This window comes from Methylocystis sp., assembly GCF_050246715.1.
Taxonomy (GTDB): domain Bacteria; phylum Pseudomonadota; class Alphaproteobacteria; order Rhizobiales; family Beijerinckiaceae; genus Methylocystis.
This window is the reverse complement of record NZ_JBFWVN010000005.1, coordinates 98493-111600: the sequence shown is the minus strand read 5'-3', so window position 1 is coordinate 111600 and position 13108 is coordinate 98493. Positions and strand designations below refer to the sequence as shown.

Below are 13108 nucleotides of genomic sequence, written 5' to 3'. Positions count from 1 at the left end.
ACAACTTCCGCCGCCTGCTCGCATGGCTGGCGCTTCTGTGGGCCTTGTTCCTGAGCGTCCTCGACGACGCCAACGCCTCAAATCGCCGACTAATCGCCGCTTAAATCGCGTTCTTCACGGGCGACTGCTTAGTCAAATTGGTGCGGACGGGGGGAATCGAACCCCCACGGGCTTACGCCCAACGGATTTTCGTACCAGCTACGGCTTTCGCCGCCTCGCCATCGGCGAGTTTGTGGTCTGGACTATCCCTTCACCCTAGCGCGTTCGCGCCGTAGGTGCTGCCCGTCTAGTCTCTACACCTTCCCGCATCGGGCTTGGCTCGGGATCGCCATCTGACAGGTTTCCCCGAGTTTGGGCAGTTCTGCATCCGCGGTTTCCCGAGGAGCACTCAAGTTTCAGCCTAAGTCCGTTGCGTCTACCAGTTCCGCCACGTCCGCAAACCGTTCGTATATAGGCGGGGCCGCGTTCGAACGCCAAGCGGTTTATCTGCGGCGCCTCGGCTTGGCGTCGGGCTTGCCGATCGGCGCCTGAAACGACAGTCCCGTGTCCCAGGGAAAGAAAATCCAGGTGTCCTGCGAGACCTCCGTGACAAAAGTGTCGACCATCGGCAGGCCCTGCGGCTTGGCGTAGACCGTGGCGAAATGCGCGTCGGCCAGCATGTCGCGCACCGCCTTCGCCGTCGCGCCGGTGTCGACGAGATCGTCGATGATCAGCACTTCGGCGCTTGGCCGCGCGAGAATCGTTTCGGTCAGGGGCTTCAAGACCTGCACTTCGCCGCGCTCCATCTCCTCATGATAGCTCGCGACGCAGACCGTCTCGACCACCGTGATGCCGAGTTCGCGCGCGACGATCGCGGCCGGCACGAGGCCGCCGCGGGTCACCGCCACGATCGCCGAAAATCCGCCGATCGAGGCGAGACGCCAGGCGAGCGCGCGCGCGTCGCGGTGAAATATGTCCCAGGAGACCGGAAAGATTTTGTCGGACCCGTACATCTGCTTCGAGCCTCCGCCGCCGCGTCAACGCGCCAGTTCCCTGGACAGCGATTCGATCATCGCCCGCGCCGCTTCTGTCGCGCGCGACAGAAGCGCCGCGTCGCGGCTGCGCAGCACGATCTGGTTTCTGATCCCGGCGCTGGTGAAGGCGGGATAGGAGCCGACGCTCACCCCCTCGTAGGCGCGGGCGATCTTTTCCAGCCCTTCGGCGTAGGCGCCCTCGGGAACACCGTCGGCCTCGACCGTTTCGACGAGCACGCGCGGGCCGGCCGCGAGCTGCGGGCCGACGACGTCCATCATGTTCTGCATGATCATCGGCACGCCGGCCATGACGATGACATTGCCGATCCAGAATCCCGGCGCCTTGGAGATGGCGTTAAAAATCAGCTCGGCGCCTTTCGGAATGCGCGCCATCCGCCGGCGGGCGGGGTTCAACTCGACTTGCGAAAAGCGCTCGCTGAGCAGCGCGATCGCGCGCGGGTCCTCGCCGATGTCGACGCCAAAGGCGCGCGCCACCGCGTCGGCGGTGATGTCGTCATGGGTCGGACCGATGCCGCCGGTCGTAAAGACATAGGTATAGCGGGCGCGCAGCGCGTTCAGCGCCTCGCCGATCGCCTCCATGTCGTCGGGCACGATTCGCGCCTCCAACACATCGACGCCGATTTGCGCGAGATAATTCGCGATATAGCTTGTGTTTACGTCCTGCGTTCGGCCGGACAGAATCTCGTCGCCGATCACCAGAATCGCCGCGCTTGCCGGCCTGTCGCCTGCCGTTTCTTGCGCCATCGCCGGCCTCCCTGCCGCCGATTATGACCATGACGGCTGCGAACGCCAGCCCTGGCGCTCATTCCGCCACGGCGGCCGCCGGGACGAGGGAGAATTGCTCGACGGCGCGGGCGATGCGGTGCAGCAAGCCCAGGCAGGCCGCCACAAAAGCGACGTCCAGCGCGGGCGAAGCGAGACTGGCTTCCTGCAAAATCTGTCCGACCGCGCTCAAGAGGCTGACGCCCGCATAGGTCGACAGCCCGTTGCGGCCGAGCTGCGTGAAGAATGGAAAAAGTCGCGTCGGGGTGAGATAGGCGGTGACCTTCGAGAAGTGGAGCGCATAGGCGAGCGCGACGAAATCGATGATGCGGACAACGCCGAGATCCGTCTTGTCCCAGTCGAGATAACGGCCTGCTTCGTCGACGAGCCCAGGCGCCAGGCCGAATACATTGGAGACGATCAGAGCCGAAACGAGGGTAAAGGCAAGCGCCAGCCGATAGGCGACGGCATGAAACGGCACGCCCCGCGTCTTGATCGCCCCGCCGCAGTAGATTCCCAGCGCGAACATGAACTGCCAGGCGAAGGGATTGAAATACCAGTAGCCGGGCGCCGGCCATGTGGGCACGTTGAACCCCAGCAGGCGCGCGCCGGCGTAAAGCGACGCCGAGGCGGCAAGCATGAGCAGGCCGCCGCGCAACGCGCAGGCCAAAAGCGCCGGGGCAAGTGCGATAAGCACGATATAGAGCGGCAAAATGTTGAAATAGGCGACCTGATGGCTGAGCGCCAGAATCGCGACGACGCCCTTCGCCGGATCCGCGAAAGGCGCGGCGCGGCTGCTCTCGGCGCCAAGAAAATCCCAGTGCGTGACACGGGTCGCGAGGCCGTAGAGCGTCAGCGCCGCCGCCGTCAGCGCAAGATGGACGCCGTAAAGACGCAGGGCGCGCCTGCCGAGCGCCGCCGTCGCATCGACGACGCTGCGCCTGAATTTGTCGCCATAGGCCAGGGCGATCGAAACGCCCGAGAGAAAAACAAAGCCTTCGGCCGCATCGGAAAAGCCGAAATTGCGCGGCGTGATCGCGCCCAGCACATTGCCGGGAATGTGGTTTACTAGGATCACGGCGAGGGCCGCGCCGCGCCAGAAATCTACGCCCTCGACCCTTTTTCCTTGCACCTGCGTATCACGTCCTTTGGTCGCCGCGTTGCGCCCAGTCGCCTGCGCCGCAGTTGCAAGGCTCATGCCTCACTTGATACCCAATCGCGGCCATCCCGCCAAGACCGCGATCCCGCTTTCCCCGGCAATTCGCGGCGGCGGGCCGCCGCAGCCTTGCGTTGCCGCCCTAAACCATTACCTTGTCGGATATCTTCGCCCGAGAAATCCGAGCCGCCGCCTTAGATGACCTTTATCGAATCCCATCTCGCGCCCGCCGCACGCAAGAGCGGGCAGATCAAGCTGCACGCGCCTGAGGACTTCGAGGGCATGCGCGCCGCCGGCAGGCTGACGGCTGAGGCGCTGGACATGCTGGTCGAACATGTCAGGCCCGGCGTGACCACGCAGGCGCTCGACGATCTGGTTTTCGATTTCGCCTTGGCGCATGGCGCCTATCCGGCGCCGCTGGATTATCGCGGCTACCGAAAATCGATCTGCACCTCGATCAATCATGTCGTCTGCCATGGCGTGCCGGACAATAAGCCGCTGCGCGAAGGCGACATCGTCAATATTGACGTGACTTTCATCCTCGACGGCTGGCATGGCGACGCCAGCCGCATGTTCGGCGTTGGCGAAATTCCGCGCCGCGCGCAGCGGCTGATCGACGTGACCTATGAGGCGCTGCAGCGCGGCGTAGCGGCGGTCAAGCCTGGCGCGACGACCGGCGACATCGGCGCCGCGATTCAGCACTATGCGGAAAGCGAGCGCTGTTCGGTCGTGCGCGATTTCTGCGGCCATGGCCTCGGGCGCGTGTTCCACGACGAGCCGAATATTTTGCACTATGGCGTGAGGGGCGACGGCGTCGAACTGCGCCCGGGCATGTTCTTCACCATCGAGCCGATGATCAATCTCGGGCGCTCGCAGGTGAAAATATTGTCGGACGGTTGGACCGCCGTCACCCGCGACCGTTCGCTTTCCGCGCAGTTCGAACATTCGGTCGCCGTGACGGAAACGGGCGTCGAAGTCTTTACGAAGTCGCCGGCGGGGCTCGACAATCCCTCAGCCGCGCACGCCGACGCATGAAGAAGGCGGCTGACGCCGCATCACGCGACGGCCCGGGCCTGCGCGACTCTGCGCCACATTATCACGGTCATCGACAGCGTCTGCGCGATCGCTTCATGGACGCAGGCGAAGCGGCGCTCGCCGATTACGAAATGCTGGAGCTGCTGTTGTTTCGCGCCATTGCGCGACGCGACGTGAAGCCCCTCGCCAAGGCCTTGATCGCCCACTTCGGCTCCTATGCGGAGGCCGTCGCGGCGCGGCCGGAGCGTCTGCGCGAAGTCGACGGCCTTAGCGAAGCGGCGATCGTCGAAATCAAGCTTATAGAGGCCGCGGCGAAACGCCTGGCGCGCGGCGCCTTGCAGAAGCGCCCCGTTCTTTCCTCCTTCATGGAGGTGCTCGATTATTGCCGGACGGCGATGGCGTTTTCCGAGCGGGAGGAGTTCCGTATCCTGTTTCTTGACAAGCGCAACGCGCTGATCGCCGATGAGGTCCAGGGCGTCGGCACGATCGACCATACGCCGGTCTATCCGCGCGAGATCGTCAGACGGGCGCTGGAGCTCGGCTCGAGCGCGCTCATCCTGGCGCATAACCATCCTTCCGGCGATCCGACGCCGTCAGCCGCGGACATACGCATGACCAAGGACATCGCCGCCATCGCACAGCCCTTCGGCATTACGGTCCACGATCATCTCATCGTCGGCCGTCATGGCCATGCGAGTTTCAGAGGGCTCAAGCTGATTTGACGCGAAACGCCGCCACGCTCATCGAGATTGACGCAATGCGCTCGGAAACGGTCTGAGCGCATTGTCCTATTTCGTCACGCCGCTCATCATCGCCACCGCGCTGTTCATGGAGCAGCTCGACGGCACCGTGCTCGCCACGGCGCTGCCGGCGATGGCGGCCGATCTTCACGAAGACCCGGTGGCGCTGAAACTGGCGCTGACCTCTTATCTTCTCTCGCTCGCGGTGTTTATCCCGCTGTCCGGCTGGGCCGCCGATCGCTTCGGCGCGCGCCGGGTCTTTCGCGCCGCCATCATCGTTTTCACCTTCGGTTCGATTCTGTGCGGCCTGTCAAATTCGTTAGGCGCGATCGTCGTCTTTCGAATCGTGCAAGGGCTGGGCGGCGCGATGATGACGCCGGTCGGACGCCTCGTGTTGCTGCGCACCGCGCCCCGCCAGGAGTTGGTGCGCGCCCTCGCCTATCTCACGATTCCAGCGCTGATCGGGCCGATGATCGGCCCGCCGGTCGGCGGCTTCATCGCCACCTATTTTCATTGGCGCTACATTTTCTGGATCAATGTGCCGATCGGCGCGCTCGGCGTCGCGCTGGTCACGCGATTCATTCCGGATCTGCGCGAGGAATGGACGCCGCCGCTCGACGGCGTCGGCGCGATCCTTTCGGGCGTCGGCCTCTCATGCCTTGTCTTCGGCCTCACCATCGCCGGACGCGGCTTCGTTCCAACGCCGGTCGTCGCGCTGATCGTCGCGCTGGGCGCCGCGGCGCTCTTCGCTTATGTCCGCCACGCCAGACGCGCGCCCTATCCGATCGTCGATCTCGATCTCTTGCGCATTCCAACGTTTCGCGCGGCGGTTTTCGGCGGCTTTCTGTTTCGCATCGGATTAGGCGCGACGCCCTTCCTGCTGCCGCTCCTGCTGCAAGTGGGATTCGGGCTCTCAGCCTATGAAGCGGGACTTCTGACCTTCGTTTCGGCAATAGGCGCGATCGCGATGAAGACCACCGCGCAGCCGATCCTGCGAATTTTCAGCTTTCGGCGCGTGCTGATCGTCAATGCGCTCATCTGCGCCGTTTTTCTCGGCCTCTGCGCCACTTTTTCGGCGGCGACGCCGCATCTTCTCATCATGGGCGCGCTGCTCGTCGGCGGCTTCTTCCGTTCGCTGGAGTTCACCGCGCTCAACGCCCTCGCCTATGCCGACGTCGATCAGGATGCGATGAGTCGGGCGACGAGCTTCGCCTCCGTCGCCCAGCAATTGTCGCTGTCGACGGGCGTCGCCATCGGCGCCGCGGCACTGGAGACGGCGCGCACGCTGCGCGGCGGCGGCGCGCTGCAGGCGGCGGATTTCGCGCCGGCGTTTCTCGTCGTCGCGGCGATTTCGGCGATCGCCGTGACGCAGTTCCTGCGGCTTGCGCCTAATGCGGGCGCGGAGCTTGTGGGACGCGGCAAAGCGCCGCCACACTCGATCGACGCCGCGCGATAATATTCTTCACCGGACGAGCTTGCTGATTGCGGCGATGATAAAGATGGTGAACACCAATCCTAGGAATCTCAACACATCGAGCCATTTTTGCACGCGCTCAGTCTCGCGTTCATTGGCCTCCACGACGATCCAGCTAAATTGACGAAAATTTAGCATCGCACAATTTCGATCCTCGCCCTTCTTCGGCAGCACATAATAGTGGGCGATTTCATAATTCTCTTCTCGAAGCCGATAGGCGGGCAGCAATCGATCAAACAAAAATACCAGCCCAATGAGCTTTACCTTATCGGGACGACTTTTGACGGAATAACCCACAATGCCGAGCCAAAACGGGAAGAGCGCCAACATGAAGATTAGCAGCGTTATTAAAACGAACCATCCGATCCGCTCCGGCCTGTATCCGTAATCAGCTAATATTCCCAGCGCCGCATCGATCAAAACGACAATCGCTTTTTCCAGCCATTGGACCACAACTTCCAGGCTTTGGAACACATCGTTGAAAATTTGCCTTAACGTGTCGCGATCGGGGGCCGATTGTTCGGCTTGATCAGACAGGTTTGCGATTCTGCAAGGACCGCGCTTCCTCAAGAACGACGGGACAAGACCGCAAATATTCGCATTAAAGGCGGCGCGTGCAGCGCTGATCTTCAAATTTTTCGCTGCTTCCATATTCCCCGCACGCTCGAACGCCGCGACAAATTCAGCAAATGGCTGCTGCGTAGGAGAATATCGATTCTTCTTGATCCAGCTGATAATTTCCTCTGTCTGAGGCAAGTCTAATCTTGGCGGGAAGTCTGGTTCTTTCCGCCCGGCGGCTCCCGGATTGGCTTTGCGCGATGCGCGCAATGAGACCGCTTCTTCACATTTCGCTGTTGACGCATAAATGCGCTCGAAGCGAAGGCCGTTAACACTAAGAGACGTCGCCTGCTTCGTAAATTCGAAGTTTAGGATCAGCGTGCCCGTCTTTACATTGAAGAGATTCAGAATTGGCGTAGCCGTTTCGTCTCCCTTTATCCGGCCTTGATCGCTCTTCTGCGGCTTCGTTATGTCGAACCAAGCCGCCCCTTCAATGACGTCTTCATTGAGGTAGATGTCGCCTTCAAGCACCTCGCCCGCGACATCCGTCATCCAGTTGAACGAACGCAAGCAAACCGAAGATTTGATGTCATTGTCGACAAAAAGGAATGTTCCGGGCTTGATCGCCGGCACGTGATCGCACCTGTCGCTGTCATGCAGCGATTTCCCCGTACTAGTTTCCGGAGCGAGAAAACGATCATAGGGATCGCCGACATCTTTTGGCAGCGGTCGCCCGAAACTGCCTTTTGCGCCCCTTATGAAGCGATAGGGAGCGACCGATACTCCTTTTTTTGTATCAGTCCCGACTTCATTCTTTCTTGCGCGGGTCCCCATTCCAAATCCGAATTCCGACGCGACGAGGTCGCCTATTTCATTCTTGCGAATATCGAAACCGCACTGCGCCTGGCTTTGGCTCAGATCGAGAACGCCTCCGATCTTATCCTTGAATAATTGGAGCTGCGAAAAATAGCTTGTCGAAATGTCCAGATCACCGTTTATCGCGACATTTTCGACCAGGAGGCGAGCGGGAATCACCGAGTGATCAATCTTCAGCGACCCCCCAACGACGACGTTGGAGATCGTCAGTTGATTAAAAAAACTGAACGTGAGCCATATCGATCCAGAAATCTCCGCACGGTTGATTTGGACGCTCTCATAGGAGACGGAATTGTCAAAGGCGAGATCGCCCCTGGAGCGAAAATTTCGTATGTCGATACCGTTCAAGAAGATCGAACCGTCCAGCACCAAAGAGACGGGCAAATCCAATCCGACCAGGTCAACGCCGTCACAGTAAATTCCGCCAATGATCCGAATTCCTGTTGGATCAATCTTGCTTAGCTTTTCCTGAACGATTTTCTTGACAATGCGCCGATCAAGCACCCGCGCGTCACGCCGGCGCGCGCATATCTCATCTGCATCTATTGTGTTCACGAAAGGATATCGCCGGGCGCCTGTCTCGATAGTCTGATCGAGCACCAAGCGGCCCTTTTTTGGTGGCGCGCAAAGAACTCCTTTCAAGTCGGGAATTAACACCGCCTCCATGCCAACCATCAGGCAGGCGGCGATACGCGAGGTCGTATCTCCCCTCTGTGGTTCACAAGTCGGCCCGGCGCCCGCAGGAACAGCAACCGCAGTCATGCCATTATGCAAACAATATTGCGCTTCCGTCTGAGTGGGCGCCAGATTCTCAGCGCGGCGCCGCGCATCCGAAGTCGGCGCCGCAGCCCACGCGTGGCACGCCCAGCACATCCAGGAAAATCCAACAATTAATGGCAAGAATGACGTAAATCTAAGCCTAATCTTCATGAATTTCGCCCTCCTGAAATAAACGGGCGCACCGAATTCGAAGATAGAGCTGCGTTAGCTAATTAATTGGACTGACAAGACAAATAGGCGCAAGCGTCTGACCGTCAATAGCGGGAAGTTTGTGTGTGGTCGTCGTTGCGAACGTCCCGCCGCCCCCGAAACCCCGTCGCCAGCACATAGAGCTCCGCCGAATCCGCCCGGCTCGCCGCCGGCTTCACATGGCGCACGGTCGAAAAATCGCGTTTGAGCCGCGCCAGCAGCTGGCCCTCCGTGCCGCCCTGCAGCACTTTGGCGACGAAGAAACCTCCCTCCGCCAGCACGTCGCAGGCGAAGTCGGCGGCGAGCTCGGCGAGGGCGACGATCCGCAAATGGTCGGTCGCCTTATGGCCGGTGGCGTTCGCGGCCATGTCCGACATCACGCCGTCGGCTTCGCCCCCGAGCATGTTCTTGATGACATCCGGCGCGTCCGGATCGTTGAAATCCTTCACCGCGAAATCGACGCCGGCGATCGGCTCCATGTCGAGAAGATCGACCGCGATGACCTTGCCCTTCCCCTCCTTCGCCTTTACCCGCGCGGCGGCGACCTGCGACCAGCCGCCGGGCGCGGCGCCAAGGTCGACGATGCGGCCGCCCGGCTTAAGGAGATGACAGCGATCGTCCATCTCGATGAGCTTATAGGCCGCCCGCGAGCGATAGCCCTCGCGCTTGGCGCGCGCGACGTAAGGATCATTGAGCTGGCGCTCCAGCCACAGCGTCGAGGAGAGCGAACGCTTGCGCGCGGTCTTGACGCGCGTCTTGAGCGACCGCCCGCCTTCGCGGCCTGACTCCTTCGTCACGCGTGCACCTTGTCGCGCGGGCTGAAGACGCCGCCCGGCTCAGGCTCCATGACGATGTGCCGGTCGTGGAAGGCGAGCAGAGTCGAGCGGTGGCCGATCGAGACGATCGTCGTGCGCGGCAGCCGCTCGCGCAGCATGGCGTAAATGTCTTCTTCGAGCTGTTCGTCGAGCGCCGAGGTCGCTTCGTCGAGGAAAAGCCAATCCGGTTTGGCGAGAAGCGCGCGGGCGACGGCGACGCGTTGCTGCTCGCCGCCGGAGAGGCGCTGCGCCCAATTGTTCTCCTCGTCGAGCCGCTCGACGAAAGGCGCGAGCCGCGCGGCGCGCAACGCTTCCTGCATATCAGCGCGCGAGAAGTCTTGGACGTGACCGGGATAGACGATCGCTTCGGTCAGCGCGCCGATCGGAATATAGGGACGTTGCGGCGCGAGCATCACTTTCGCGCCGCGCGGCGTCAGTATGTCGCCACTGGCATAGGGCCATATGCCGGCGATGGCGCGAAACAGCGTCGATTTGCCCGAACCTGACGGACCGGTGAGCAGCGTCGACTGGCCGGCGGCGAACGTCAGATCGTCGACCGTCACGATTTTGCGGCCGTCGGGCAAGGCAAGCGTCAATTCACGCAAGCGGATATCCGCGCCATCGGCCGGCGAGACGATCCGCGTCGCCGACATTTCCGAGCGCGCCGTCTCGATGGCATGGTCGAATGACGACAGCCGATCCAGCACCGACTTAAAATTGGCGAGAGAGGTATAGTAATTGATGAAGAAAGTGAGCGCGCTCTCAACCCGCCCGAAGGCGCTCGCCGTCTGCGTCATGACGCCGAGCTGGATGCGGCCGGCGAAATAGAAGGGCGCCGTGATGATATAAGGAATGATCGGCGACAGCTGACCATAGGTCGAGGTGAAGGCCATCAGCTGCTTGCGCTTCTGCACGATCGCCAGATAGTTGACGATGATGCCGGCGAAGCGTCGCAGCAGCGATCCGCGCTCGGCGGGTTCGCCGCCGAGCAGCGCGATCTGCTCGGTGTATTCGCGCAGCCGCGCCAGCGAAAATCGGAAATCGGCCTCGCGCCTCTGCCGATCGAAATAGAGCCCGGTGAGGGTGCGGCCGATGAGATGCGTCACCAGCGTTCCCACCGCCGCATAGAGCAGCACCGCCCAGAACAGAAGGCCGGGAATATAGATTTCAGTCCCCGGCAGGGGGTAATTGCCGGACAAATCCCACAGCACATAAGCGAAGGAGACGAGCGAGCTTAAGGTGGCGATCAGCAGGATCGAATAGGAGTAAATGCCATAGCCTTCCTCGCCGCCGCTGATGAAGCGGTTGACGTCTTCGGCGATGCGCTGATCCGGATTGTCGGCGCCGCTGCCGACGAGCGCCATGCCGTAATGCGTGTGCGCGCCGAGCCAGCGCTCGATGTAATGTTCGGTCAGCCACCGTCGCCAGCGGATGACCAGCATGGATTGCAACACGAATTCGACGATCACCGAGAGCACGTAAACAAACGCCCATGGCGTGAACACCAGCAGAAGCTGGCGCCAGAACTCCGGAGCGTTCCGCTCCTGAATGGCGTTGTACCAGTCGCGATTGAAGAAGGACAAACGCACGGTGATGCCGACCTGTCCCTGATTGAGAAGCACCAGCACGACCACCATGGAGATCGCGATCGCGCTTTCCCGCGCCGCGAAGGGCCGAAACGGCCAGACGCGCCCTTCGCCGCGCTCGCTGGAATCGAAATAGAGATCGGCGATGCGAGTCATCTCGCGAACGACCGGAATATGCGAGATCGCGTAAACGATGATTGAAAACACCGCGACGGTGAGCGGCATGGTCTCGGGCGGCGCATAGTCCTTCAGCGCATCAGGCCACACGCCTTCCGCCTGCATAAGCCCGATGAGGCCGAAGACGATGGTCTCGGTCGAAAATATGCAGGCGAAGATTTTCAGGAAGCTCGACATGTCGACGGCGCGCCATGTCGTATAGGCGCAAAGCGCCGAGGCGGCGGCCAGGACAAACAGACTGGAGTAGCCTTTGTGGGCGCCGACCAACGCGGTAAAGGCCGCGAAGACGGCGACCGCCACGCTCAATTTCTGCATCGTTCACCTTGGATATGAGAAGCTGCTCGGCTCGGCCGCGAACGCATCGCCGGCGACGACCGTCTGATTCCCATGATAGAGGAATCAGTCCTCCTCAGGAATGACCGCATCCCCGTTGACATGCGCGACGAGCACCGGCGAAGCCTTGAAGGTCAACACTCGGCGTGGCGTAATCGTGGCCTCGACGCCAGTTTTCGGATTACGGCCGATGCGCTCCCGCTTGGTGCGCACGTTAAAGGTCCCGAAGGACCGCAGCTTGACGGACTCGCCGCGCAGCAAAGCTTCGCTGATCTCGTCGAATGTCGCGTCCAATATCTTGCGGGCTTCGGCGCGAGAAAGGGAAGGACAGCAGCCATAGACCGCTTCTCGCAGAGCGGCCCGCGTCAAGGTGCTGCCCGGAGCAGTTCTTCTTACCATGCGAACAAAGCGCCCGATGCTCGCTTTATCGGGAATGGGCCGAACACAACTCCCCCTCGAAGCTTATGGCAATGGTCACTGGCAATAAACGGGCGCTGCGTCCCGGGTGAGATAGTACGCATAAATTACCTATTTGCAAGGACAGTCAAGAGTTCTCTCGGCAGCCGGCAAAGCCTGCCGGCGACGCCGCCTTAGGATGGAATCGAATCGGTCAAACCGCCAATTTCACCTTGTGTTGCGCCACCGGGATCATGGCGCGCACCTTGCGAATGCGGTCGACGTCGACATAGGAGGAGACGAGTCCCGGACCTTCCGAGGCCTTTGCGACAACATGTCCCCAAGGGTCGGCGATCAGCGAATTCCCGTAAGTGAAGCGCGTCTCATGTCCGGCCTTATGGGCGCCGGTCTGCGCCGGGGCGCAGAGATAGGCCTGCATCTCGATGGCCCGCGCCCGGCACAGCACTTCCCAATGATCCTTGCCGGTCACCAGCGTGAACGCGGCGGGAAGGGCGACGATATCGACTCCCTTATCCGCGAGCGCCTGGAAAAGATATGAGAAGCGCAGATCGTAACAGATGGCGCAGCCGACGGTAAGGCCCTCGCAATCATAGGTGACGACGGAATCGCCTGGCTTGAACGCGGCGCTCTCGTGATATTTCGCGCCATCCGGCGCGGTGATGTCGAACATGTGGATCTTGCGGTAGCGCGCCACCTCTTCGCCTTCGCGATTGAAGGCGACGCTGGTGTTGTGCAGCCGCTCCTCGCCGGGCGCCTTTTCGAGAATTGAGCCAGCGTGGATAAACACCTTATGCTCGCGCGCCAACGCCTGGCACATTTCATAAGCCGGCCCGCCGGGCAGCTCTTCAGCCGCCGCCATTTTCTCGGCGCGCGAGCCGCCGATAAAATCGAACACCTCCGGCAAACAAATCCAGTCCGGACGCTCCTGAACGACGGCGCGCTCGATTAAGGCGCGCGCATTGGCGAGGTTCAGGGCCTTGTCGCCAACGGAATTCATTTGAACCAGAGTGACCTTCATCGACCGTCCGCTGTTCTCTTGCATTGCGCGCCATTATGGCCGCGCGCGACTCACTTATTATACGTGGCCGACGCTCCAGGTATAGATCGAATTGCCTTAGCGCACGGTTTCGAAAAAGCGGACGCGAGTTTTCGCGCGCAAAGAGCGCTCCAAGCATT

At 61.4% G+C, this 13108-nt stretch carries 11 protein-coding genes; 3 read left to right on the top strand and 8 right to left on the bottom strand.

Features of this window, described 5'->3' with window-relative positions:
* Positions 1-482 precede the first annotated feature (482 nt).
* Genes gpt through AB7I51_RS04190 form a run of 3 tightly spaced genes read right to left on the bottom strand, consistent with a single transcriptional unit; the run spans position 483 to position 2994 of the window.
* Positions 483-992 (bottom strand): xanthine phosphoribosyltransferase, encoded by a 510-nt coding sequence (gene gpt / locus AB7I51_RS04200; RefSeq protein ID WP_428403475.1) that lies wholly within the window; start codon positions 990-992, stop codon positions 483-485.
* Positions 993-1016: 24 nt separating this feature from the next.
* Positions 1017-1778, bottom strand: a complete 762-nt coding sequence (locus AB7I51_RS04195) for a competence/damage-inducible protein A (RefSeq protein WP_428403474.1) — start codon at positions 1776-1778, stop codon at positions 1017-1019.
* A 58-nt stretch (positions 1779-1836) separates the two neighbouring features.
* Complete coding sequence (locus AB7I51_RS04190; protein ID WP_428403473.1) at positions 1837-2994, bottom strand: OpgC family protein; 1158 nt, start codon at positions 2992-2994, stop codon at positions 1837-1839.
* A 156-nt stretch (positions 2995-3150) separates the two neighbouring features.
* On the opposite strand from AB7I51_RS04190, the gene map reads away from it, so the two are divergent.
* The 3 genes from map to AB7I51_RS04175 all read left to right on the top strand — a co-directional run bounded on the left by map (position 3151) and on the right by AB7I51_RS04175 (position 6183).
* Positions 3151-3987: a type I methionyl aminopeptidase gene (gene map / locus AB7I51_RS04185; protein ID WP_428403472.1), complete on the top strand. Its 837-nt coding sequence runs from the start codon at positions 3151-3153 to the stop codon at positions 3985-3987.
* A complete protein-coding gene (radC, locus tag AB7I51_RS04180) occupies positions 3984-4709 on the top strand; it encodes a RadC family protein (protein WP_428403471.1) in 726 nt (241 codons plus the stop codon). Before map ends, radC begins: the two co-directional genes overlap by 4 nt.
* A gap of 61 nt (positions 4710-4770) precedes the next feature.
* Positions 4771-6183 (top strand): DHA2 family efflux MFS transporter permease subunit, encoded by a 1413-nt coding sequence (locus AB7I51_RS04175; protein WP_428403470.1) that lies wholly within the window; start codon positions 4771-4773, stop codon positions 6181-6183.
* A gap of 6 nt (positions 6184-6189) precedes the next feature.
* Here AB7I51_RS04175 and AB7I51_RS04170 read toward each other — a convergent pair whose 3' ends face one another.
* From AB7I51_RS04170 to AB7I51_RS04150, 5 genes are all read right to left on the bottom strand, one after another.
* Positions 6190-8565: a hypothetical protein gene (locus AB7I51_RS04170; RefSeq protein WP_428403469.1), complete on the bottom strand. Its 2376-nt coding sequence runs from the start codon at positions 8563-8565 to the stop codon at positions 6190-6192.
* 104 nt (positions 8566-8669) lie between these two features.
* Positions 8670-9401, bottom strand: a complete 732-nt coding sequence (locus tag AB7I51_RS04165) for an RlmE family RNA methyltransferase (RefSeq protein ID WP_428403468.1) — start codon at positions 9399-9401, stop codon at positions 8670-8672.
* On the bottom strand, positions 9398-11497 hold the full coding sequence (locus AB7I51_RS04160) for an ABC transporter ATP-binding protein/permease (protein ID WP_428403467.1): 2100 nt from the start codon (positions 11495-11497) through the stop codon (positions 9398-9400). Before AB7I51_RS04160 ends, AB7I51_RS04165 begins: the two co-directional genes overlap by 4 nt.
* Positions 11498-11581: 84 nt before the next feature.
* Complete coding sequence (locus tag AB7I51_RS04155) at positions 11582-11914, bottom strand: integration host factor subunit alpha (protein ID WP_428403466.1); 333 nt, start codon at positions 11912-11914, stop codon at positions 11582-11584.
* A 211-nt stretch (positions 11915-12125) separates the two neighbouring features.
* On the bottom strand, positions 12126-12950 hold the full coding sequence (locus AB7I51_RS04150) for a carbon-nitrogen hydrolase family protein (protein ID WP_428403477.1): 825 nt from the start codon (positions 12948-12950) through the stop codon (positions 12126-12128).
* Positions 12951-13108: the final 158 nt, after the last annotated feature.